The sequence below is a fragment of the Mycobacterium sp. E1214 genome (assembly GCF_001666755.1).
Taxonomy (GTDB): domain Bacteria; phylum Actinomycetota; class Actinomycetes; order Mycobacteriales; family Mycobacteriaceae; genus Mycobacterium.
In genome coordinates, this window is record NZ_LZJC01000073.1 from 1 (window position 1) to 21,572 (window position 21,572).

At 70.7% G+C, this 21,572-nt stretch carries 19 protein-coding genes and 2 pseudogenes; 6 read left to right on the plus strand and 15 right to left on the minus strand.

All coding sequences use genetic code 11. From position 1 onward, the window contains the following. A pseudogene (locus A5700_RS25250) lies at positions 1-189 on the minus strand (aldehyde dehydrogenase family protein); the annotation flags it as partial. Between A5700_RS25250 and A5700_RS08545 the strand changes: the two are divergent. Next, positions 182-640 (plus strand): annotated as a pseudogene (locus A5700_RS08545) (aldehyde dehydrogenase family protein); the annotation flags it as partial. The pseudogenes A5700_RS25250 and A5700_RS08545 sit on opposite strands and share 8 nt — an antisense overlap. A 12-nt stretch (positions 641-652) precedes the next feature. Here the strand turns inward: A5700_RS08545 and A5700_RS08550 are convergent. Continuing rightward, entirely contained in the window at positions 653-1,741 is a 1,089-nt protein-coding gene (locus tag A5700_RS08550) for a LuxR C-terminal-related transcriptional regulator (RefSeq protein WP_068068760.1), read from the minus strand. A gap of 202 nt (positions 1,742-1,943) precedes the next feature. On the opposite strand from A5700_RS08550, the gene A5700_RS08555 reads away from it, so the two are divergent. The 3 genes from A5700_RS08555 (at position 1,944) to A5700_RS08560 (ending at position 4,137) form a co-directional block, all read left to right on the plus strand. Then, the gene (locus A5700_RS08555; RefSeq protein ID WP_068068763.1) at positions 1,944-3,083 is read left to right on the plus strand and encodes an LLM class flavin-dependent oxidoreductase; all 1,140 of its coding nucleotides are present in this window, start codon (positions 1,944-1,946) and stop codon (positions 3,081-3,083) included. Positions 3,084-3,325: 242 nt separating this feature from the next. Continuing rightward, the gene (locus tag A5700_RS27215; RefSeq protein ID WP_255377903.1) at positions 3,326-3,457 is read left to right on the plus strand and encodes a hypothetical protein; all 132 of its coding nucleotides are present in this window, start codon (positions 3,326-3,328) and stop codon (positions 3,455-3,457) included. Positions 3,458-3,546: 89 nt separating this feature from the next. Next, a complete protein-coding gene (locus A5700_RS08560; RefSeq protein WP_068068833.1) occupies positions 3,547-4,137 on the plus strand; it encodes a TetR/AcrR family transcriptional regulator in 591 nt (196 codons plus the stop codon). 6 nt (positions 4,138-4,143) lie between these two features. Here the strand turns inward: A5700_RS08560 and A5700_RS08565 are convergent, their stop codons facing one another. Beyond that, complete coding sequence (locus A5700_RS08565) at positions 4,144-4,440, minus strand: hypothetical protein (RefSeq protein WP_068068767.1); 297 nt, start codon at positions 4,438-4,440, stop codon at positions 4,144-4,146. Continuing rightward, positions 4,437-5,954 carry a class I adenylate-forming enzyme family protein gene (locus tag A5700_RS08570; protein WP_068068770.1) on the minus strand — a complete coding sequence of 506 codons (1,518 nt, stop codon included), beginning with the start codon at positions 5,952-5,954 and terminating at the stop codon, positions 4,437-4,439. The genes A5700_RS08565 and A5700_RS08570 overlap by 4 nt, the downstream gene beginning before the upstream one ends. A 170-nt stretch (positions 5,955-6,124) precedes the next feature. Here A5700_RS08570 and A5700_RS08575 point away from each other — a divergent pair, with 170 nt between their 5' ends. Continuing rightward, on the plus strand, positions 6,125-7,078 hold the full coding sequence (locus A5700_RS08575; RefSeq protein WP_068068773.1) for an MIP/aquaporin family protein: 954 nt from the start codon (positions 6,125-6,127) through the stop codon (positions 7,076-7,078). A 1-nt stretch (position 7,079) separates the two neighbouring features. Here A5700_RS08575 and A5700_RS08580 read toward each other — a convergent pair whose 3' ends face one another. From A5700_RS08580 to A5700_RS08620, 9 genes are all read right to left on the minus strand, one after another. Then, positions 7,080-7,865, minus strand: coding sequence for a crotonase/enoyl-CoA hydratase family protein (locus A5700_RS08580; RefSeq protein ID WP_068068776.1), 786 nt, complete (start codon positions 7,863-7,865; stop codon positions 7,080-7,082). A 124-nt stretch (positions 7,866-7,989) separates the two neighbouring features. Beyond that, the gene (locus tag A5700_RS08585) at positions 7,990-9,399 is read right to left on the minus strand and encodes a wax ester/triacylglycerol synthase family O-acyltransferase (RefSeq protein ID WP_068068779.1); all 1,410 of its coding nucleotides are present in this window, start codon (positions 9,397-9,399) and stop codon (positions 7,990-7,992) included. A 48-nt stretch (positions 9,400-9,447) separates the two neighbouring features. Further along, complete coding sequence (locus A5700_RS08590) at positions 9,448-10,632, minus strand: alpha/beta hydrolase (protein ID WP_068068782.1); 1,185 nt, start codon at positions 10,630-10,632, stop codon at positions 9,448-9,450. 209 nt (positions 10,633-10,841) lie between these two features. After that, complete coding sequence (locus A5700_RS08595) at positions 10,842-11,528, minus strand: SAM-dependent methyltransferase (protein WP_068068785.1); 687 nt, start codon at positions 11,526-11,528, stop codon at positions 10,842-10,844. Positions 11,529-11,664: 136 nt separating this feature from the next. Beyond that, the gene (locus A5700_RS08600) at positions 11,665-12,000 is read right to left on the minus strand and encodes a Rieske 2Fe-2S domain-containing protein (protein WP_068068788.1); all 336 of its coding nucleotides are present in this window, start codon (positions 11,998-12,000) and stop codon (positions 11,665-11,667) included. Further along, positions 11,997-14,516 (minus strand): nitrite reductase large subunit NirB, encoded by a 2,520-nt coding sequence (gene nirB / locus A5700_RS08605; protein WP_068068791.1) that lies wholly within the window; start codon positions 14,514-14,516, stop codon positions 11,997-11,999. Before nirB ends, A5700_RS08600 begins: the two co-directional genes overlap by 4 nt. 18 nt (positions 14,517-14,534) lie before the next feature. After that, positions 14,535-14,888 carry a molybdopterin oxidoreductase gene (locus A5700_RS26580; RefSeq protein ID WP_068068794.1) on the minus strand — a complete coding sequence of 118 codons (354 nt, stop codon included), beginning with the start codon at positions 14,886-14,888 and terminating at the stop codon, positions 14,535-14,537. Then, entirely contained in the window at positions 14,881-16,986 is a 2,106-nt protein-coding gene (locus A5700_RS08615) for a molybdopterin oxidoreductase family protein (protein WP_068068797.1), read from the minus strand. Before A5700_RS08615 ends, A5700_RS26580 begins: the two co-directional genes overlap by 8 nt. Before the next feature lie 199 nt (positions 16,987-17,185). Continuing rightward, positions 17,186-18,016 (minus strand): alpha/beta fold hydrolase, encoded by an 831-nt coding sequence (locus tag A5700_RS08620; RefSeq protein ID WP_068068800.1) that lies wholly within the window; start codon positions 18,014-18,016, stop codon positions 17,186-17,188. A 121-nt stretch (positions 18,017-18,137) separates the two neighbouring features. Between A5700_RS08620 and A5700_RS08625 the strand changes: the two genes are divergently transcribed. Continuing rightward, a complete protein-coding gene (locus tag A5700_RS08625) occupies positions 18,138-19,037 on the plus strand; it encodes an alpha/beta hydrolase (protein ID WP_068068803.1) in 900 nt (299 codons plus the stop codon). Between the two features lie 4 nt (positions 19,038-19,041). On the opposite strand, the gene A5700_RS08630 is transcribed toward A5700_RS08625, so the two are convergent. Together A5700_RS08630 and A5700_RS08635 are read right to left on the minus strand one after the other, a co-directional pair. Beyond that, entirely contained in the window at positions 19,042-20,346 is a 1,305-nt protein-coding gene (locus A5700_RS08630) for an amidohydrolase family protein (RefSeq protein WP_068068806.1), read from the minus strand. Further along, positions 20,340-21,554, minus strand: a complete 1,215-nt coding sequence (locus A5700_RS08635; protein WP_068068809.1) for a CoA transferase — start codon at positions 21,552-21,554, stop codon at positions 20,340-20,342. Before A5700_RS08635 ends, A5700_RS08630 begins: the two co-directional genes overlap by 7 nt. Between the last annotated feature and the right edge of the window lie 18 nt (positions 21,555-21,572).

Sequence of the window (21,572 nt, forward strand, 5' to 3'; positions counted from 1 at the left end):
GGGGCGGCCGCCGCCGCACACCAGGCGGGCGCCCTCCTCGATGCCCTTGGCGATGTAACCCTCGACGCGGGCGCGCTGCTTCTCCGAGATCAGCGAGCCGATCTGCGCGGCCGGGTCGTCCGGCTTGCCGACCGGCAGCATCTGCACGAAATTGCCGACGGCGTCCACGATTTCGTCGTAGCGCGCCCGCGTCGAGGGTTACATCGCCAAGGGCATCGAGGAGGGCGCCCGCCTGGTGTGCGGCGGCGGCCGCCCCGAGGGCTTGGACTCCGGATTCTTCGTGCAGCCCACGGTGTTCGCCGACGTCGACAACTCCATGACGATCGCCCAGGAGGAGATCTTCGGCCCGGTGCTGAGCATCATTGCCTACGACACCGAGGAAGACGCGATCAAGATCGCCAACGACTCGGCGTACGGGCTCGCCGGCAGCGTGTGGACCACCGACATTCCCCGCGGTATCGAGGTGTCGGAGAAGATCCGCACCGGGACCTACGCGATCAACTGGTACGCGTTCGACCCGTGCTGTCCCTTCGGTGGTTACAAGAATTCCGGCATCGGCCGCGAGAACGGCCCCGAGGGCGTCGAGCACTTCACCCAGCAAAAGAGCGTGCTGATGCCGATGGGTTACACCACCGACTGACCCCGCGGTAGCTCACCGACATACCGACCGCATCGCCAGCAACAGCCGGACCAGCTCGGCCTGGCGATGGGTGCCGGTCTTGTCGAAGACGTGTTGCAGGTGCGTCTTCACCGTGGCCAGCGACAGCGACAGCTTTTCCGAGATGTGCTTGACGCCGTGGCCCTCGAGCGCCAGCAGGGCGACGGCGGCCTCCGCTTCGGTGAGGGCGTACGCCCGCCGCAGCAAGGCGGCCGGCGGCTCGACCTGGTCTTCGGGGTCGACGATGACGATCATGGCGCGGCCGGACGCGGGGCTCAGCGTCGCGGACCCGAGCGGCACGATGTCGACGCGATACGGGCGACGCCCCGACCGCCGGGGGCACGTCAGCGAATCGGCGCGGCGGGCGGTCTCGACGGGGCCCGTCGCGGCGTGGACGCTGCGCTGCAGTTGAGCGTCGATGTGCGGGTTGACGGCCTCGACGCGGCCGGCGTGAGTCCGCAGGCCGTCGCCGGTCCGCAGGATCTCGTCGGCGGCGGCGTTGGTGTGCACTATCCGCGGGCCGGGCGCGACGACGACGAATCCGTGGCGCAGCGCGTGCGCCGCGTCCCGCAGGCCGTCGCCGCGATCGCGTAGCTCGTCCAGGTGCGCCTGCGTGCGCAACGCCTGCTGCAGATGCGGAACCAGCGCGCTGACCAATCCCGTGAACTTGTCCGGGGGCCGTGGCCCGGCGATCAGCAGGCAGGTCGGCGCGCGGCCGGTGGTCAGCCGCACGAACAGGCCTTCGGTCACCTCGTGGGGGCGCATGAAGTCCACGTCGAATTCAGAGCGCGCCTGCAGGGCCATCAATGGACGCCCGTCCCGAACCACCCCGACCGGGCCACGCTCGACGGCCTTGAGCACGTAGTCGAGCTTGTAGTAGTACGAGCTGTACGCGGCCTGCGCCTCCGAGACCACGTTGCCGTTCCGGATGGCCGTGTTCGCGCCGTCCGACACCGTCAGGGCGCAGGCATGCCCGTCGAGCAGGTGCCGAATGTCCCCGAGCGCCGCGGTCCAATTGTCCGGGTTCACCGCCGAGCTGTGGATGGCCGCCGCGATCCGCGAGAAGTCCTCGATCGTGTCCATCGGCCGTCCAGGGTTAGCTGCGGTCCAGCATGGCGCGCCTCCAGCAATCGACCAGTGCAGCCTAACCCCAAACCTCATCCGTTTGAATGAATTCATCCGAGCCGGTTCCTGATTTATTGGTCGTGTGCCCGATCCGGGCTCAACACGAGGTCAGCGCCCCACCCGCCCTCCGGGGCGCGCCCGCCGCGGAAGGACCGGTGCCATGCTCAAGGTCGGACTGGCCGATTTGCCGCTGCACAACCGCCTCTCGCCGATGGCGTTGCTGCGCGCTGGGTATCTGACCGCCGCAGCGGCCCGGCTGGACTCGTTCTGGGTGCCCGATCACCTCAACAGCCTGTTCCCGCGCTCGGTGATGACACCGAAGTACGTGGGGGCGGCGCGGCTCGCGCCCAAACCGGACGCGCTGCTCGAGCCGTGGACGGTGCTCGGCCATCTCGCCGCGCGGAACCGGCTGGGGCGCCTGCGGCTGGGCACCGGCGTCACCGATACCGGCCGGCGCAACCCGGCGGTCACCGCGCAGGCCGCGGCGACGCTGCACCTGCTGACCCGCGGGCGCGCCATCCTCGGCATCGGCACCGGCGAGCGCGAGGGCAACGAACCCTACGGGGTGGACTGGTCCAAACCCGTGGCCCGGTTCGAGGAGGCCATGGCGACCATCCGGGCGCTGTGGGACTCCGGCGGCGAATTGGTCACCCGCGACTCGCCCTTTTTTCCGTTGCACAACGCCGTCTTCGACCTGCCGCCCTACCGCGGCACGTGGCCGGAGATTTGGGTCGCGTCACACGGGCCGCGGATGCTGCGCGCCACCGGGCGCTACGCCGACGCCTGGTTCCCCGGTTTCATCATGCGGCCGAAGGACTACGCGGCCGGGCTCGAGCAGGTCCGGGAGGCGGCATCCGACGCCGGGCGTGACCCGATGTCGATCACGGCGGCCTGCTTCAAGTTCGTCGTCACCGGCACCGACCGCGACCAGGTGGACGAGGCGCTGAGCTCGGACGTCATGAAAGTGTTCGCGCTCAACGTCTCCGCCGACATCTGGGCGCGCCACGGCGCCAGCCACCCGCTGGGCAGCGACTTCTCCGGCGCACAGGACCTTGTTCCGCAGACGCTCGACGAGCACACTGCCATCTCCTCTACGGCGCACGTACCCCTGTCCCTGATGAGGGAGTGCATCCTCAGCGGCACCCCTGAGGACGTCGTCGACCAGGCCGCCGAGTGGCGCGATCACGGTGCGCAATACCCGGTGCTCTGTCACGTCAGCGTGCTGCAGCCGAGCTTGCGGCGCGGCCTGGCCGCCGCCGGGCCGTTCCTGCGGGTGCTACAGAAATTGCGACGGCTCTGACGTCCGCCCCGGGCGCCTCAGCCCCCTAATTATGGGAAAAAGCATAATCGCGGCCACCCAGGGCCAGTGATGGAGGCGGCGATCGGGTATTCGTCAACGCGTTTTCGTGAGGTCTGCGTCACATCCGGCCGCGAAGATTGTCTACTTGACGGCTGTCTTATATGATTCTAAGCATAATCACATCTTTGCGGGGTCGTCCGCGTTTCAGCGTATGACCGCAGTATTTCGGCCGGGAGAACACCATGTGGATCATCGAAGTCAACGTCGCCGGCTATCACTACACGCGCGAGATGCCCGACCTGCGTCGGAGGTCTTTCCGCTTCCATCCGCGCAACATGCACTGGCCGACACTGCGGCAATCCCACGCCGCGTGACGCCGGCCGCAGGAGGTACGCCGGTGCCCACCGCCAGTGCGGCCACCCGACCGGAGAGCCGCTCCAAGCGCGGCGGGACCCGCGAGAAGATGTTGGCCAGCGCCGCCGAGGTGATGCGTGAGCGCGGGGCCGCGGGGGTCACGATCGACGCCGTGCTCGCCCGCAGCGGCGCGCCCCGCGGGTCGGTTTACTACCACTTTCCGGACGGCCGCAACCAGATCCTGACCGAGGCGCTGCGTTATTCCGGCGACTCGATCACCGCCGTCATCGACGCCGCGGCCGAGCGCGGCGCGCGGGTCCTGCTCAGCGAGTTCGTCGACTTCTGGGAACGGCTGCTGCGCGACGGCGGCTTCAACGCCGGCTGTCCGGTGGTGGCCGCCGCGATCGGCTCGGACGACGCCGACCCGCAACTGTCCGTCGAGGCGAGCGCCATCCTGGGAAGCTGGTGCACCTCGTTGACGCGGGCGTTCATCAACGACGGCTTCGGCGAGGCCGACGCCGCCTCGCTGGCCGTGACGTCGATCGCGGCGCTCGAGGGCGCCATCGTGCTGTCCCGCTCGACCCAGACCGCGGAGCCGCTACATCAGGTCGGCGAGCAGCTGGAATTCTTGATCAAGGCGCGAGAGTTCGTGGTGCGCAACGGCATTCCCGGCAAGCCGTTCGCCGGCGGCACGAACTGAGCCGTTCTAGTCGCTGGCCGGCAGCGGCTTGACCTCTTTGAGGTGCAGCGCGGTCTGGCCGACGCTCAGGCTGCCGGCGCCCGGCTTGGTCACCAGCACCTCGGCGCCGGTCTCATCGACGTAGCGCTTGCCCATCACGGTGCCCTCCGAGAAGTTCGGGTCGAGGTCGCCTGACCGCTCGCCGCCGATCGGCACCATCGGCACCCCGCCGCAGCGCAGGTCGTCGAGGCTGTCGGCGCTCCTGACGACGATCACCTGCGTGTCACAGACTTGGCTGGCGAGGCGAGTTCCGTTCTTGATCATGCAGTTAGCCCTTCGCGTCCTAGCGTCTCGATTATCTCCCGGCGCAATACCTTGCCGGTGGGAGTCGTGGGGAGCTCGTCGCGGAACACTACTCGGTCCGGAGTCCGCGACCCGCGCAAGCTTTTTCGGACATGCTCGCGCAACTCCTCCGGGTCGGGGTTGGCGCCGGGCTTGGGTACCACCACCGCGACGATCGCCTGACCCCACTGTGGGTCCTCGACGCCGACCACGGCGACATCGCGCACGTGTGGATGCTCGACCAACACCTCTTCCAGCTCGGCCGGGGCGATGTTCTCCCCGCCGCGGATGATGGTGTCGTCGCTGCGCCCGCCGATGAACAGATAGCCGTCCTCGTCGAGCATGGCGATGTCACGGGTGGGGAACCAGCCCTCGTCGTCGAGCACCGAGCCGATGCCGGTGTAGCGGCCGGACACCTGCTCGCCCCGCACGAACAGCTCGCCGGTCTCGCCGGGACCCACCACGTTGCCGTCGGAGTCGCGGATCTGCACCTCGACGCCCCCGACGGGCCGGCCCACCGAGCCCAGTCGCCGGGCGGCCGCGGCGTCGGACGCCGCCTGCGCCGCGCGGTGGTCGTCGGGGGTGAGCACGGCGATGGTGGAGCTGGTCTCGGTCAGCCCGTAGGCGTTGACGAAGCCCACCGCGGGTAGCAGTTCGAGGGCGCGGCGCACCAGCGGCAGGCCCACCTTCGAGCCGCCGTAGGCGAGGTTGCGCAGCGAGGGCAACTGCCGGAACTCGTCGTCGCCGCTTTCCAGCGCGGTGACGATGCGGTCGAGCATCGTGGGCACCACGGTCGCGGTGGTCACGTTCTCCGCCTTGATCAGGCGCACCCATTCCCGGGCGTCGAAGGTGGGCAGGTAAACCATGGTGCGCCCGGCGTACAGGTTGGACAGCGCGGCGCTGACACCGGCGATGTGGTACGGCGGCACGCAGATCAGAGCGGCGTCGGTGTCGTCGGCCGAGCCGAATTCGACGGTGCCGGTGACGTAACTCGTCAGGTTGTTGTGGGAGAGCTCGACGGCCTTGGGCTGCGACGTGGTGCCCGACGTGAACAGCACGATCGCCACGGAGTCGGGGTCGGCGAACGCCGGTTCGAAGTCGGGCGGCTGCCCGTCGCGAGCGGCGGCGAGGAAGTCGTCGGAGGTCATCGACCGCTCGGCCGCGCCGCCGACCATGTCGCGGTAGCGGGCATCGACGATCACCAGCGGGTCGGGCAACCGCTCGATCAATCCCGCGATGCCCTCGGCGGACAGACGGTAGTTGAGCGGCGTGAAGGGCACTCCGGCGCGCGCCGCCGCGAAGGTCAGCACCGGGAGCAACGCGCCGCCGGTGCCCACGTAGGCCACGTGCTTGGCGTTCGATGCGGCGATCACCGCGGCGCCGCCGTCGGCGAGGTCGCTGAGCTGCTGCGTCGTCAGCCGCAGCTCCCCCGAGACGAGGGCGACGCGCTCGGGGTTGCTCGACGCGGCCATCTCGAGCAGCAACGAAATACTCACGCTGGGGCCTTCTCCGGTATCACGACGTTACAAAGCTGGCCAAAAGTGTCATGCTCGACTGTAGTTTAGATCACGCCCGGCGGCCGTTGCCCAGCGCCTTCGCCGCGTTGCGTGCCGCACGCGAAGCGCGTCACGTTTATCCGCCGCGCGCGCCCGGCTAACCGACGCCGATGAACATGACCCGGCTGCGCGCGGGCCTGCCCGGCGCCATGCTCGCCGAGTTCTTCGGGACCTTCGTGCTGCTGCTGCTTGGCCTGGGGACCTGCGCCGTCAACGTGGTGGGGCTGCCCGGCTCGGGCCGGCAGTCGGTGCCCTTCGGCCCCGACAACTGGTTGATCAACGTGTTCGGGTGGGCGTTCGCGGTGATGCTGGCCGCCTACGTGTCCGGCGGCATCAGCGGCGCGCACTTCAACCCGGCGGTCACCCTCGCCTTCGCGGTGGCGCGAAAGTTCAGCTGGCGCAACGTCATCCCGTACTGGGTGGCGCAGTTCGCGGGTGCGTTCTGCGCGGCGGCGGCGGTCTATGCGGTGTACCGCGCCGCGATCGAAGCCCACGACGCGGGCGCCAACCGGGCGGACGCGATGGACACCTACGGCATCTTCGCGACCTCGCCCGCCCCGTATTTCCACGGCGGCTACCTCGGCCCCGTCGTCGACCAGCTCGTCGGCACGGCGATCCTCATCGTGCTGATCGCCGCGTTGATCGACAATCGCAACCAGGCGCCGTCGGGCAACCTCGCGCCGCTGCTGATCGGTTTCGTGATCGCCGTGATCGGCTGCTCGTACGGCACCAACGCCGGCTATGCGCTCAACCCGGCGCGCGAACTCGGCCCGCGGCTGTTCGCGTGGCTGGCGGGCTGGGGGAAGCTGGCCTTCCCCGGCAACTACGGGCAGACCACCAACTACTGGTGGATTCCGGTGTTCGTGCCGCTGCTTGGCGCCGTAGTCGGAATCGTCTTGTACGACTTCTTCATTGGCGACGTGCTCGAAGCGCGCGCGGCGCTGCTGCTGACGCCGGAGCCGGGGCTGGCGCCGCTACCGACCACCGACGCCGCCTCGATGGTCGCCGGCCCCGTCACCGTCGAGGACAGCGCGGACGGCGCCGAGGACGAGCGGGCGGCGTGACTTAGGTTCCCGTCCACTGCGGGGCGCGCTTCTCGGCGAACGCGATCGCGCCCTCCTTGGCGTCGTTGGAGGAGAACACCGGCGTCAGGATCTTGTTCTGCTCGGCGAACATGGTGTCGGGGCTCCAGCCCCGCGACTCGACGATGATGCGCTTGGTGGCCGCGACCGCCAGCGGGCCGTTCGCGGCGATCTTGTCGGCCAGCGCGATGGCCGCGTCCAGCGCCCCGCCCGGCTCCGCCAGGACGTTGACCATCCCCAGCGCGTGCGCGCGCTCGGCGCTGAGGTTCTCACCGGTCAAGGCCAGCTCCATGGCGATGGCCGACGGGATGCGCTGTGGCAGCCGCAGCAGTCCGCCGCCGCCGGCGACCAGGCCGCGCTTGACCTCGGGGATGCCGAAGGCCGAGTCCTTCGACGCCACGATCAAGTCGGTGGCCAGGGCGAGCTCGGTGCCCCCGGCCAGCGCGTAACCCTCCACCGCCGCGATCAGCGGCTTGTCCGGCGGGCGCTCGGTGAACCCCATGCCGCGGCCGGCGACGATGGGCAGCTCGCCCCGTGCGAACGCCTTCAGATCCATGCCCGCGCAGAAGGAGCCCCCCGCCCCGGTCAGGATGCCCACCGACAAGCCGGGGTCGCCGTCGAGCCGGTCGACCGCCTCGGCGAGGCCGTTGGCGACCGCGGCGTTGACCGCGTTCTTGGCCTTCGGCCGGTTGATGGTGATGATCAGGATCCGGTCACGCTGCTCGAGGAGGACCTCGGGCTCGCCTGCTTCTTCGCTCCCAGTGCTCACGATGCCGCACAGCTCCTTCGGGTGTCGGTGGCTGCTGCGATGGTAGCCGCCCGCCGACCAGGCCCGGAAACGGCATTGACGGGACGCGAGATCGCGCTTACCGCGCGCGGGGTCACGCCGTTCGTCAGGCCGGGGCCATCGCCGCCTCGACGACCGTCAGCTCCTCGGAAAGGCCTGCGCTGCGCCGGATTTCGATGAAATCGGCGACCATGGCCTCGGTCACCTCGTGCGGATCCTTGAGGGTGGCGCCGTCGGAGAGCACCGAGATGTTGATCTGGTCGACGTAGCTCCACACCGTGATGTTCAGGCCACTGCCCGCCGTCAGGGGGCCGACCGAATAGATCTCCGTGACCAACGCCCCGCCCACCCGGCCGCGCTCCCGGGGCCCCGGCACGTTGGAGATGTTGAGGTTGAGGACCTTGTTGTGCCCGTCGCGCCCGGACGCCCACCGGAAGAAGGCCCGCGTCGGCGCCGGCGGCATGTAGGACGCCCACCGGCTGACCAGTTCCGGGCCCATCAGCTGGTTGCTTTCCTTGGCGGCGATGGCGTTCTCGTGGCTGCACCGCACCCGCTCCAGCGGGTCGTCGGCGTTGGTGGGCAGGCCCACCAGCACGCCGGTGAAGCGGTTGCCCGAGATGCGTTCGGGGGAGAAGTCGAAGCTCATCGGCACCGACGCGAGCAGCGGTTGCGCCTGGCCGTCGTAGCGCAGCTGCAACGTGCGCAGCGCACCCGCCGACATGGCGAGCACCATGTCGTTGATGGTGGCGCCGAGCCGCTTTCCGGTCTCCTTGACGTCGGCCAGCGCCAGCGTGGCGGTCGCGAACCGCCGGTCCGGGGTGATCTTGTGGTTCATGAACGTCGGCGGCGGCTCGAACGGGCGGGTCAGCTCGGGGGACAGCTTGCGGGAGCTGCGGCGCACCCGCCCCAGACCCTGCGCCGTGTAGCGGATCGTGTGCGGGATGCGCCCGATGTGGCGGACGTGGTCGACGAAGGCCGACGTCATGAGCTGGCGGGTGGAAGGGGCCGGGTCCGACACGTAGGGCCCGCCCTGCGGGCCGGGCTGCAGGTCCATGCCGCGGGCCATCAGGTTGGCCGAGGCCACACCGTCGGCGAGGGCGTGGTGGATCTTGCCGACGACCGCGATCCGGTTGTTGGCCAGCCCTTCGACGAAGTACATCTCCCACAGCGGGCGGCTGCGGTCCAGCGGCGAGCTGGCGATCTGCCCGATGGCCTCGTCGAGTTCGCGGCGACCGCCCGGCGCGGGCAGCTGCCAGGGCCGGATGTGGTAGTCGAGGTCGACGTCGCAATGCTCCCGCCACATCGGGTGGTGCAGGCCGTAGGGCACCTCGACCAGCTGGTAGCAGAACGGTTCGAGCTTGTTCAGCCGGCCGCCGATGACCTGCCGGAAGGCGTCGATCGCGAAGCCCTGCCGGTCGGCGTCGAGCTCGATGACGGCGACCTTGATGGTGTGCATGTGCACGTTCGGCGTCTCGCTGTACAGCAGCACCGAATCCCAGCCGCTCAGCCGCTTCACCGCGGCCGCCCCTTGCCCATAGAAGGGACCATACTCAGCGGCGACTGCTCAGATGACCTCTTTGGCGCCGATCTGCATCTTGGTCCGGTAAACCTGGTTGAGGAACAGCGAGGTGGCGTGCGCCGCCGCTCCCGCCCGCTCGCCGTCGAGCAGGTCGTACCCGTGGCCCGCGCCGGGCAACTCCAGATACCCCACCATCGAATGCGACACCGCCCGCAGCCGGTCGACGAAGCTGCGCGCCTGCGCGACGGGGATCACGGTGTCCTTGCTGCCGTGAATCACCAGGAAGGGCGGCGCGTTGCGGTGCACCCGCGCGATCGGCGACGCGTCGCGGAAGATCTCGGGGTGCCGGCGGATCGACTTGCGGACCACCACGTGCTCGAGGAACTCGACGAAGCGGGCCCGCTCGGGGGTGGAGCGGTCCTCCCAGTCGTAGCGTCCATAGATGCCGACGACGGCGTCCACCGACGTGTCGGCGCCCTCCGGCAGCTTCGCCTGGTACTGCTCGTCGTCGGGGGTCAACCCGGCCAGCGCGGCCAGGTGCCCGCCCGCCGAACATCCGGCGACGGCAACGAAATTGCGGTCGCCCCCGAACTTGTCGACGTTGGCGCGCGCCCAGGCGATCGCCGTCTTGGCGTCGATGATGTGGCGCGGCCACCGGTGGTGCGGTGCGACGCGGTAGTCGACCGCCAGGCAGACCCAGCCCAGCTCGGCCAGGCGCGACATCAGCGCGGAACCCTGCCCCATGCACCTGCCATGCACCCACGCGCCGCCCGGCAGGAAGATCAGCACCGGGGCGGGCTGCGCCGGCAGGTCCCGCCGGCGCCACACGTCGAGCACCTGCGCCGGGTGGTCGCCGTAGTGGACCGCCCGGCGGTACAGGTAGCGGCGCTGCCGCACCGCGTCCCAGATCGGCGGCGTCTTGACCGCGACGGGCCAGTCGAGTTCGAGGTCGGCGGCCGACACCACGCCCCGCAGGGCCGCGACGGAGACGTCGTGGGTGCTTTCGCGGTCGCGGCGCCGCGTTTCCCCGATGCCCGGCGTGCGCCGGTCGCGCGCCAGCGCCGACAGCAGGTCGGGCGCGTGCCGCGCGCCCCACACGCTCATGGCGGTGAGGCCGCCCAGCGGCTCGAGGTGTTTTCCGACGACCGGCAGCGAAGCGCCCGCGACGCTCAAGGCCAGCGCGTAGTCGGCGGGACGCGCCCGCAGCAACCATTTCGCGCACGATGTCATAGTCGGCCTCCTTGCCGTCGTGTTAGGCGAGCGTACCCCCGGTCCGAGAGGCGAAACGGACGTTTGCGCCGTTGTTCCTCGAAACTTTCAGACGCTGCCCACCAGACCGTTGCTGAGCAGCGCAAATCCGCGTTATGAGACCGTCGTTCTTGTTTGCTGAGCGGATTCGCTCGCGGGCTAGTTGCGGGCCGCCCTGCGCGGCGTGCTGGTCAGGCCGCGAGGCACGCGATCACGCGGCCACCGATGAGGCTGATGCCGGCCAGGGTCAACCCGACCTGGGCGGCCAGTGTCGCGGCGCTGTCGACGCCGACCGAGGCCCAGCGAAACCACGGCCCGACCTCGTCCGCGGACTCCAACCGGACCCAGCGCGAGCAGATCCCGATCGACTCGGCGTCGAACTCGGCGACGCAGCGCCCACCCCGAGCCAGCAGTTCGACCGCGCGCCCCAGGATGCGGGCGGGGTCGCCGCCGAGGCCGACATTGCCGTCCACCAGCAGGACCGTCTGCCAGAAGCCCATCGCGGGCAGCGGGTCAAAGACGTCGCTCAGCAGCACCGGCGCGCCACCACGACCGGCCAGCGCGATCGCGGTCGCCGACCGATCGATGCCCAGCGCGGGTATGCCGCGCCTGATCAGCCGGGCCACTAAACGCCCTGGCCCGCAACCTAATTCGATCGTCGGCCCGGTGCACATCTGAGTGACGGCTTCGTCGAACGCTTCGTCGGAGGCGTCGCCAGATCTGTCATCGGATCGGTCGTCGGCGCTGCGGGCGAATTCCGGATCCGGACATCGCACCCCCAGCCAGCGGTGCACGGGCAGCGGCCGCGTCGAGCCGTCCTCGTGCCGGATCCAACATCGCTGACCGCCGAGCGCCCGATCGTAGAGATGCCCCAGCATGTTCCGCCCTTCGCCACCCAGGCCGATCGGACGGCCCACAGGCGCTAGGGACGGCTGCGGCGACAAACCGGCGAACGCAGGCTGACCGGAAGCGAATTCGCCAGCCACTTGCTTCGATACCCCGATCGACTCCCCGTTAACCCACGCCGCCGCTGACGCGTCCCCTGACCCGCAGGCGGATGGTTCCGTCGTCGTCGGCGCGGACGGCGTAGGCGGTGACGGCCGGCCCGTCGTTGGCGACCTCGCAGCCGGTGGCCAGGTCGTAGACGTAGCTGTGCAGCGGGCAGATGACGACCCGGCCGTCGGCGAGGCCGTCCGCGAGCGGCCCGCCGCGGTGTGGGCAGACGGCGTCCAGCGCCCGCAGCGTACCGTCGCGAAGCCGAAAGACCGCCACCTGGCGGTCCTCGACCGCGAACGCGCGGGCCTCGCCCAGCGGGATCTCGTCGACCGGACCGAGCGCGATCTCGGTCATCGGACCGGCACCTGCGGCAACGGGATCAGCGGCAGCGACGGGCGGAACTGGTTGGGCTCGGCGGCCTTTCGGCTCTCGGCCCACGGGTCGCGGTAGGAGTCGATCGACTTCTGCATGCGCGCGTCGAGTTCGGCCCCGATGCCGTCGCTGTCGTCGACCACGACCGCCTGGATCCGCTCGATCCCCACCCGAGGCACGAAGTCGTAGGTGCGCTCCAGCCAGTTGGCGTTCTCCCGGTAGTACTGCAGGAACCGGCCCGTCAGCGCGATCACCTCCTCGGGCGTGGCGACCGTGGCGAGCAGGTCACCCTTGCGCACGTGCGCGCCCGCCGCGCCGCCGACGTAGAGCTGCCACTGCCCGCCCTCGATCGCGACGACGCCGACGTCCTTGCACAGCGCCTCCGCGCAATTGCGCGGGCACCCCGTCACGGCCAGCTTCATCTTGCCCGGGCTGGGGATGCCCTGAAAGCGCTCCTCGATGGCGATGCCCAGGGCCGTCGAATCGCCGACGCCGAAGCGGCAGAAGTCGCTGCCCACACAGGTTTTCACGGTGCGAAAGCTCTTGCCGTAGGCGTAGCCCGACGGCATCCCCAGATCGGCCCACACCGACGGCAGGTCCTCCTTGCGCACGCCGAGCAGGTCGATGCGTTGGCCGCCGGTGAGCTTGATCATGGGGATCGCGTACTTGTCGGCGACGTCGGCGATGGTGCGCAGTTGGTGGGCGTTGGTGACGCCGCCCTTGAGCTGCGGCACCACCGAGAAGGTGCCGTCGCGTTGAATGTTGGCGTGCACGCGGTCGTTGATGAACCGGCCGTCGCGCTCGTCGACGAATTCGTCGCCCCACATCATGTGCAGCAGCGAGGCGAGCGCCATCTTGGACCCGGCGTCTTCGCGCCCCTCCGGGGCCAGCGCCGCGAAAACCGATGATACCGAGTGCAATTCGAGCTCCCGGATCTTGTTCATCAGCTCGGGTTTCTCGTAGGGCAGGCTCGGCACGTACCACGTCGACCCGGCGTCCTGCGACACGGCGCCGTCGGCGGCCCACTCGACGACCTGGGCCACCAGCCCCTTGCAGGATCCGCAGCCCTTGCCGGCGCGGGTCGCCGACATCACCCCCTGGACCGAGGTCTGGCCGCCCTTGACGCAGCCGACGATGGTGGCCTTGCTGACGCCGTTGCAGTTGCACACCTGCGCGTCGTCGGCCAATTCGGCGGCGCCCGTGGGCGCGTCCGGCGCGCCACCGATGTCGAACATCAGCGACACCCGCTCGGGCGGCAGCGGAAGCCCGCGGTCGAACGCCTGCATCAGGAAGGCGACCTTGCTGACGTCGCCGACCAGCGTCGCCCCGACCAGCTTGTCGTCGCGCACCACCACGGTCTTGTACACGCCCCGCTTGGGCTCGGAGAACTGCACGAACTCGTCGTCGTCCCGCTCGGGGCACTTGAGCCCCATCGCCGCCACGTCCACGCCGGCGACCTTGAGCTTGGTCGCGGTGCGCGAACCATGGTATGCGGCACGGGGATTGGCGCCCGTGAGGTGATCGGCCAGCACGGTCGCCTGCTCCCACAGGGGTGCGACCAGACCGTAGACCTGGCCGCGGTGCTGCGCGCACTCCCCGACCACGTAGATGTCGTCGTCGTCGACGGAGCGCATGTGGTCGTCGACCACGATCGCACGCTCCACGGTGAGGCCGGCGCGCACCGCGAGCCCGACGTTGGGCCGGATACCGGCCGCCATCACCACCATGTCGCACGGCAGCACGCTGCCGTCGGCGAATTCGATCCCCGACGGGCGGCCGCCCTCGGTGAGCAACCGGGTGGTCCTCTTGCCGGTGTGCACCTCGATGCCCAGCTGCTCGACCAAGCGGCGCAGGATGGCGCTGCCCTGGTCGTCGAGCTGGGCGTTCATCAACGAGGGGCCGCCCTGGACGACGCCCGCCCGCAGGCCCCGGCTCTGCAAACCCCGCGCGGCCTCCAGCCCCAGCAGGCCACCACCGATGACCAGAACCCGCGAACCGGGCTGGGCCTCGGCGAACTCGATCATCGCCTGGCAGTCGTCGAGCGTGCGGAACCCGAACACCCCCGCGGCCAGGGTCCTGTCGTCGCGCCAGATGCCGTCGACCGGCGGGAAGAACGACCGGCTTCCCGTCGCCAGCACCAGCTTGTCGTACCGCAACGAGGTGCCGTCGTCGGCGTGGACCAGATGCGCGAACGGGTCGATGCGCACCACGCGCACGCCGGGCCGCAGGTCGATCTGATTGTCGGCGTACCAGTCCAGGGGGTTGAGGTAGATCTCGCCGGCGTCGTCGGACCCGGCGAGCACGTTGGACAACAGGATCCGGTTGTAGTTGCCGTACGGCTCGTCGCCGAACACCGTGATGGCGAACCGTTCACCGCCGCGGGCCAGGATCTCCTCGAGGGCCCGCGCGCCCGCCATGCCGTTGCCGACCACCACCAGCCGGGTCGGGGCGGCCGCCCCCTGGCCGTTGGTCGCGGGCGATTCGGTCGTGATCGTCATCGTCTCCCCCTCCTGCGCCTAGACCTCGACCAGGCCGATGTCGATGAACACGGTGCCGCTCAAGCCGTCCGGTGCGGCGACGAACACCTCGATGACGGTGTCGGCGAGCAAGTCTTCGACAACCCGAAGCGGCACGTGCACGGCGTCTTTGGCGCCCATCGGGAAATAGCGCATCGGCGCGCCGTCGCGCAGCACGACGACGGTGACCAACTCTTCGGAGCTGTTGCCGCCGCGGAAGTACACCGGCTGCGCGATGGCGCCGGCCGGCACCACGTAGCGCAGGGAGGCGTCCAGTGGGGCCGGCGAATCGTAGCCCTTCCCGTGAAAGGTGAAAGCTCCATGCAGGAACCGTGGCGTGCTGTCGTCACCCATGCGTGGGTTCTCCCTTCGTGAAACTGTCGGCGCGGCTTACCGATACCGCGCATACCTTGAACGACGGCATCCGCGAATGCGGATCCAGCGCCGGATCGGTCAACCGGTTGACGCAACCCGCACCGCCCCAGTGAAACGGCGCGAACACCGTGTCCGGCCGGATCCCGCTGTCGATCCGAACCGTCATCACCACCTCACCGCGGCGGGTTCGCAACCGGACCTTGTCGCCGTCGGTGACGGCGACGCGTTGCGCCAGGGTGGGGTGCAGCTCGGCCACCGGTTCGGCGGCGCCGTCGGCCAGCTGCGTGACCCGGCGCGTCTGCGTGCCGGACTGGTACTGCCGCAGCAACCGACCGGTGGTGAGGTAGTAGGGGTATTCGTCGTCCGGTACCTCGGCGGTGGTCCGCTGCTCCACGGCGTGGAAGTGCGCCCGCCGGTCGGGGGTGGGGAAATCCTCGACGAAAAGCCGCGGCGTGTCCGGATAGAGCGGCGACGGGCAGGGCCAGAACACGCCGTCGTTGGCCGCGATGCGGTCGTAGGTGATGCCCCGGTAGTCGGCCTTGCCGCCCTGGCTGGCCCGGGTGAGTTCTTCGAAGACTTCCTGCGGCTCGGCCGAGAACCCTTGCACACCCAGCCTTTTGGCCAGGTCGGCCATGACGTCGAGGTCACTGCGGACCTCCTCGGGTGGCTTGACCGCCGCCCGGCGCAGCACCACCCGGCCCTCCAGGTTGGTCATGGTGCCCGATTCCTCGGCCCATTGGGTGGTGGGCAGGACGACGTCGGCCAGGGCGGCGGTCTCGGACAAGAAGATGTCGGACACCAGCAGGAAGTCGAGCTCGCCGAGCTTGTCGGCGACGTGCAGCGAGTTCGGCGCCGACACCACGACGTTGGACGCCATCACCCACAGGGCGCGCAGGCCGCCGGAACTGCCGATGGCGCTGAGCATCTCGTAGGCGGACTGCCCGGACGTGGGCAGCTCGGCGGGATCGACACCCCAGACGCCGGCGACGTGGGCGCGCGCGACCGGGTCGTCCAGTTTGCGGTAACCCGGTAGCTGGTCGCATTTCTGCCCGTGCTCGCGGCCGCCCTGCCCGTTGCCCTGGCCGGTGACGGTGGCGAAACCGCTGTGGGGCCGGCCCGGAAGGCCCAGTGCCAGAGCGAGATTGATGAAGGCCTGCGCCGTGTCGGTGCCCGAGCTGTGCTGCTCGGCGCCGCGCGCGGTCAGGATCATCGCGCGGTCGGCGCGGGCCAGCAGTCGGGTCGCCTCGATGATGTCGGGTTCGGGCACGCCGGTGATCCGCTCGACGCGGTCCGGCCAGTACAGCCGCACGGCCCGGCGCACCGCCTCGAATCCCGAGGTGCGCGCGGCGATGTAGTCGTCGTCGAGCAGCCCCTCCCGGGCGGCGACGTTGAGCATCCCGTTGGCCAGCGCCAGGTCGGTGCCGGGCGCGGGGCGCAGGTGCAGGTGCGCCCGGGCGGCGGTGGCGGTGCGTCGCGGGTCCACGACGATGTGCTTGGCGCCGCGCTCGCGGCCCTGGTCGAAGTACTGCATGGCCGGCGGCAAGGTGTCGGCCGGGTTGCTGCCCACCAGCAGCACGGCGTCGGCGTGGGCGATGTCGGACAGCGGGAACGGCAACCCGCGGTCGATGCCGAACGAGCGATTGCTGGCCGCCGCAGCCGACGACATGCAGAATCGGCCGTTGTAGTCGATCGCACTGGTGCGCAGGGCGACCCGCGCGAATTTGCCGAATTGGTAAGCCTTCTCGTTGGTCAAGCCGCCGCCACCGAAGCAGCCGACGGCATCGCGGCCGTGGTCGGCCTGGATCCGCGCGAAGGCGGCCACCACGCGTTCGAGCGCCTCGTTCCAGCTCGCCGGGCGCAGCGGCCCGCCGCGCTCGTCGCGGACCAGCGGGCCGGTCAGCCGTTCCGGATGCCCGAGCAGGTCGGCCGCCGTCCAGCCTTTCGCGCACAGCCCGCCGCGGTTGGTGGGAAAGTCGTCCTGGGGTGCCAGCTCGACCGTTCCACTCGATGCGTCAAGCGTGATGCCGCACTGCAGTGCACAGTACGGGCAGTGGGTTTTTGTCGGCGCCGGCGCCATCGGCGATCACCGCTTAATGCAAGAGCCGGCCCGCATTCGGCCGCCCCCGCTGACTGAACCTCCCATGTCGCCTCCCGATCGGCCCTTCACTGCCCGAAGCTACGGGGGCAGTGTTGCGGTGGCATTTCCGGCGATTGTCCGGCCGACTACCGCAGCCTCACCGTTCGCGCGTGCCCGAAATGAGCTGAGAGCGCGGTCCTTACGCGGCACCGAACAAAAACTCAGCCAGCAGGCGATTCACCGCGTCGGCGTCCTCGAGCGCGGCCAGGTGACCGACGCGGTCCAGGACTGTGAAGAAGGCGCCGGGGATCGCGTCGGCCATCGCGTGGGTTTCGCGGACCGGGAAGGTGGCGTCCTCGGCGCCGGCGACCACGAGCACCGGCGTGGTGATGCGGCGCAGCAGGGCGTGTTGGTCGGGGCGGGCGGGCACCACGCTGCGGACCGCCCAGCCCGCCGAACTGACGTCGACCGCTTCCACGGCCGCGCGGACCGCCGCAACCACGTCCGGGCGGGTGCGCAGCGAGGTGGAGCCGAGGAAGGCGTGCAACGCCGACCGCGTCAGCGGCGGCCGGAGGCCGCCGAGAGCCTTCGCGGCGCGCAGCAGCGCCAGGTACCTCACCTTTTGCACCAGACCGGCTTTCGACGCCGTGCAGTTCATCAGGACGGCGCGCCCCACCCGATCGGGATAAAGGGCCGCGAACGTGGCGCCGATCATCCCGCCCCAGGAGTTGCCCACGAAGTGGGCCGTCGGCAGACCCAGCCCGTCGAGCAGGTCGACGACGCAGCGCGCGCAGTCGGTGAAGGTGAACATGGCTCGCAGCGGCTCACTGGCCCCCTGACCGGGCGGGTCGATGAGCACCAGGCGATTGCTCGCGGCGAAGCGAGCGGCCTGCCCGGACCACAAGTCGCCGGTCATGAGCAGGCTCGGCCACATCAGGACGGCGGGGCCGGTCCCCGCACTGACCTGGACTCGGATCCGGCCCAGCACTGTGTCGACGGATCTCGACTGCAGCCGTAGCTCTGCGGTCATTGCGCCTCCTCGCGGTCTGGTTGAGATGACGGCCGGTGCGGGTCTCGGGTTCGGTCCGGGCCGCGGTCGCAATATCACTGATAGCAGGTCGGTCGCGGTGGGCGTCGGTGATACTGGGCCGGTGCCGAACAACGATGTTCACCCCGACCTGCAGCGAATCGCCCGCATCGCCCCGCGACGCCTCGTCGGGCCACGGACGCTGCCGATCATCCGGGCGCTGTTGCCGCTACGCGGCCGCCTCGGCAAACCGGTGGGCGGGGCGGAATCGATCACCCTGGGCTCGGGCGTCGGTGTCCGGCTGTTCCGGCCGGCGCGCACGCCGCAACCGACCGCCGCCCTGTTGTGGATTCACGGCGGCGGCTACGTGATCGGCAACGCCGCGCAGGACGACCGGCTGTGCAGCGGGTTCTCCCGCCGCCTCGGCATCACCGTCGCCTCGGTGGACTACCGGTTGGCGCCGGAACATCCGTACCCCGCGCCGTTGGAGGACTGTTACGCCGCGCTGCTGTGGCTTTCCGGCCTGCCGTCGGTGGACCGCTACCGGGTCGCGATCGGCGGCGCCAGCGCCGGGGGCGGCCTGGCCGCCGCCCTGGCCCTGTTGGCCCGTGACCGCGCCGAGGTGGCGCCGGCGTTCCAGCTGCTGGCCTACCCCATGCTCGACGACCGCAGCTCCGGTGGCCCGCCGAGCCCTAAGTTCCGCTTGTGGGACGGCCGCAGCAACGAGTTCGGCTGGGCGGCCTACCTGGGCGCTGCGGACCCGCGCATCGCCGTACCCGGCCGGCGCGACGACCTCGGGGGGTTGCCGCCGGCCTGGATCGGCGTCGGCACGCACGACCTGTTCCACGCCGAGGACCTGCGGTACGCGCAGCGGTTGACGGCGGCCGGGGTGCCATGCCGCGTCGAGGAGGTGCCGGGCGCCTTCCACGGGTTCGACCTGGTGGCGCCGAAAGCCCAGGTGTCGCAGCGGTTCTTCGACAGCCAGTGCCAGAGCCTGAGCGCGGCGCTGGCGCCGGCCGGGTGAGCCGTCAGATCGCGAAGTAGACCAGCTCGCCGTTGACGATGGTGGCCGTCACCATGCCGGCGTCGAGTTCGGCCAGCGCAATCGCCGGCGGCTCGCGCAGCACGCACAGGTCCCCGGGCTGTCCCGCCGCGATCGTGCGCATCTGACCCGGGTGGTCGGCCCGGCCCAAGAACATCGTCAGGGCCGTGCGCGCAGTGACGCATTCGCGCGGGTTGAGGACGGCGCCGCTGGCCGTGGTGCGGTACACCGCGGCGCGCATCGCGGTCCAGGGATCGCCGTGCCCGAAGGGCATGTCGGTGGACAGGGCCACCGGCACCGCCGCGTCGCGCAGCGACGCGACCCGCCACAGCTGGTCGTGCTCGGCGGCGGGCACGTCGCAGAGGTACTGGTCACCGCGCTCGGCGACGAAGTTGGGCTGGGTGACCACCGTGACGCCGAGGTCGGCGAGGTCGGCCAGGTTGTCGTCGGGGACGACGGCGGCGTGCTCGATCCGGTCCCGCGGGTGGCTGCCGGCCGCGCCGAGCGCCGCGATGGTCACCACCAGCTGCGCCGCGGTCACGCAGTGCACCGCCACCGGAAAGCCGCTGCGGTGCCGGTCGGCGATCCAGCCGATCAACTCGTCGAGGTCCAGACGGTCGTCGTGCAGGATCTTCTTGCCGGGCGACAGGAAGCTGATCCGCGGGCGGAACTCGCCGTGCCGGTGCGCCGCCCGCAGGGATTCGACGTCGTCGGTGTCCAGGTCGGGCGTGGCGTCGGTGACCCCGGTGACGCCGGTGGCGGTGATGCGGCGGCTCAGTTCGGCCAGGTCGGTCTCCCGCCGCTGCACGGCGAGCGACCAGCCGCGGTCGGCGCTGCGCAGCCGGCCGTCGGGGTGTTCGGCCAGCCCGATGCGCCCCAGGGCCTCGGAGTTGAGAATCCACAGCGCGCCGCTGCGGTGCTGGATGCGAACCGGGACCTTCGACACCATGGCGTCCAGCGCCGCGCGGTTCAGCTCCCCGGCGACCGACTCGTGGTAACCGACCGCGCGGACCCACCCGTCGGGCCCCGGCGTCGCGTTCCCCAGCAGCTGCGCCAGCTCCGCGGCGGTGCTCACCCCCGGCGGCCCGACCACGAACGAATTCAGCGCCGAGGCCGCCGAGCGCAGATGCACGTGGTGGTCGTGCAGGCCGGGCAGCACCGTTCCGCCGCCGGCGTGCAGCACGCCCTCGCCGGGCCGGGCCCGCAGGTCGTCACCCACCTCGTCGATCAGCTCGCCGACCCTGATGTCGGTGATGGTTCCGTCCAGGAGGGCGGCGCGTTGAATCAACATGACAGGCAACGCCGTTGGGCGACGAGGTGGCGCACCTCGGCGTTGTCGGCACCCAGCGCGGGCGCGGGCACCGACGGTGGCGGCGGCTGTGGTGGGGGCGCCGGCGGGCCCGGGGCTGGGCGCTCGATCGGGAGCCGGGCGTAGGTCGCGGCGACGCCGGCCATCGACAGGCGGATCGACTCGCCGCCGCCCCGGGCCAGCGAGTCGGCCACCGCGCGGGCCGCCTCCAATCCGGTCAGCGGGTCGGCAATGGCGTCGCCGCAGAACACCGGCGCGGCGTTGCCGGGCGGCCCGGCGGCACCGACGAGGCCCCCGCCGACGGCGGCGTCGTCACCGAACGCCGGTCGCGCTCCGTCATAACCGTTGACCTGCAACCAGATTCGGCCCGGGCGCCCCGCAAGGTGCTCCGCCGACAGGCGGCGGCGCGCCAGCGCGGCGGGCCGGGAGCCCTCGATCACGATGTCGGCGACGCTCAGCAGCTCCCGCAGCTCGTCGGCATCGTTGTCGAAATCCAGGCAATACGAGAGCTTTTCGCCGTTCATCCAGTCGAAGAACGCGCCGTTGCCGCCGCGGGTGCCGTCGGGGCGTCGCCGGCTCTCCACCTTGATGACGGTGGCCCCGGCCCGCGCCAGCATCTGCCCGCACAGCGGGCCCGCCCACATCGACGACAGGTCGGCGACCAGCAACCCCTCGGCCGTGCGCGGCGCCGCCCGGGGGGCGTCGCGCCCGACGCGGCAGGCCGCCGCGCCGCCCGCCCCGGCCTCGCCAAGCACCGCCGCCGGCAGGTCGAGCAGCGCGGCCCGCTCACCGATCGCGTCGGTGAATTGTGTTGCGGCCCAGCGTTTTAACGCGGGCCAGGGATCGGCGGGCACCCGGTCGGCCTGCAGCAGCGCGGCAACGGCGGCGAGGTCGTCGGGCCGGGACAGGGTCAGCGCCCACCAGCCGTCGCGAGCCGCGAGCAATCGGGTGGCGCCCCCCGCCGATACCCGGCCTGCGCGGGTCAACCCGAGCAGCGCCGCCCGGCCTGCGAGCACGGTGGCGGCGTCGACGGCGATGCCCAGCGCGGCACCGGCGGCGTCGGCCACCCGCTGGGCGCGCGCGAGCACCTGCGCGCGGGAGAAGTCCGGGGGGCCCGCAGGCAGGCCGGTCAGGAACGCCAGCCCGCTGCTCCCCCAGTTCTCGACCGCCCACGACGGCGCGCAGCTCACGCCACCATTGTGCGCGCG

Bases quoted from the DNA above. Each gene is read 5' to 3' on its own strand.
- A5700_RS08630 (WP_068068806.1), bottom strand. From the start codon at position 20,346: ATGTTGATTCAACGCGCCGCCCTCCTGGACGGAACCATCACCGACATC.
- A5700_RS08600 (WP_068068788.1), bottom strand. From the start codon at position 12,000: ATGACCGAGATCGCGCTCGGTCCGGTCGACGAGATCCCGCTGGGCGAG.
- A5700_RS08560 (WP_068068833.1), top strand. From the start codon at position 3,547: ATGTTGGCCAGCGCCGCCGAGGTGATGCGTGAGCGCGGGGCCGCGGGG.
- A5700_RS08555 (WP_068068763.1), top strand. From the start codon at position 1,944: ATGCTCAAGGTCGGACTGGCCGATTTGCCGCTGCACAACCGCCTCTCG.
- A5700_RS08550 (WP_068068760.1), bottom strand. From the start codon at position 1,741: ATGGACACGATCGAGGACTTCTCGCGGATCGCGGCGGCCATCCACAGC.
- A5700_RS08575 (WP_068068773.1), top strand. From the start codon at position 6,125: ATGAACATGACCCGGCTGCGCGCGGGCCTGCCCGGCGCCATGCTCGCC.
- A5700_RS08615 (WP_068068797.1), bottom strand. From the start codon at position 16,986: ATGGCGCCGGCGCCGACAAAAACCCACTGCCCGTACTGTGCACTGCAG.
- A5700_RS08590 (WP_068068782.1), bottom strand. From the start codon at position 10,632: ATGACATCGTGCGCGAAATGGTTGCTGCGGGCGCGTCCCGCCGACTAC.
- A5700_RS26580 (WP_068068794.1), bottom strand. From the start codon at position 14,888: ATGGGTGACGACAGCACGCCACGGTTCCTGCATGGAGCTTTCACCTTT.
- A5700_RS27215 (WP_255377903.1), top strand. From the start codon at position 3,326: ATGTGGATCATCGAAGTCAACGTCGCCGGCTATCACTACACGCGCGAG.
- A5700_RS08565 (WP_068068767.1), bottom strand. From the start codon at position 4,440: ATGATCAAGAACGGAACTCGCCTCGCCAGCCAAGTCTGTGACACGCAG.
- A5700_RS08595 (WP_068068785.1), bottom strand. From the start codon at position 11,528: ATGCTGGGGCATCTCTACGATCGGGCGCTCGGCGGTCAGCGATGTTGG.
- nirB (WP_068068791.1), bottom strand. From the start codon at position 14,516: ATGACGATCACGACCGAATCGCCCGCGACCAACGGCCAGGGGGCGGCC.
- A5700_RS08620 (WP_068068800.1), bottom strand. From the start codon at position 18,016: ATGACCGCAGAGCTACGGCTGCAGTCGAGATCCGTCGACACAGTGCTG.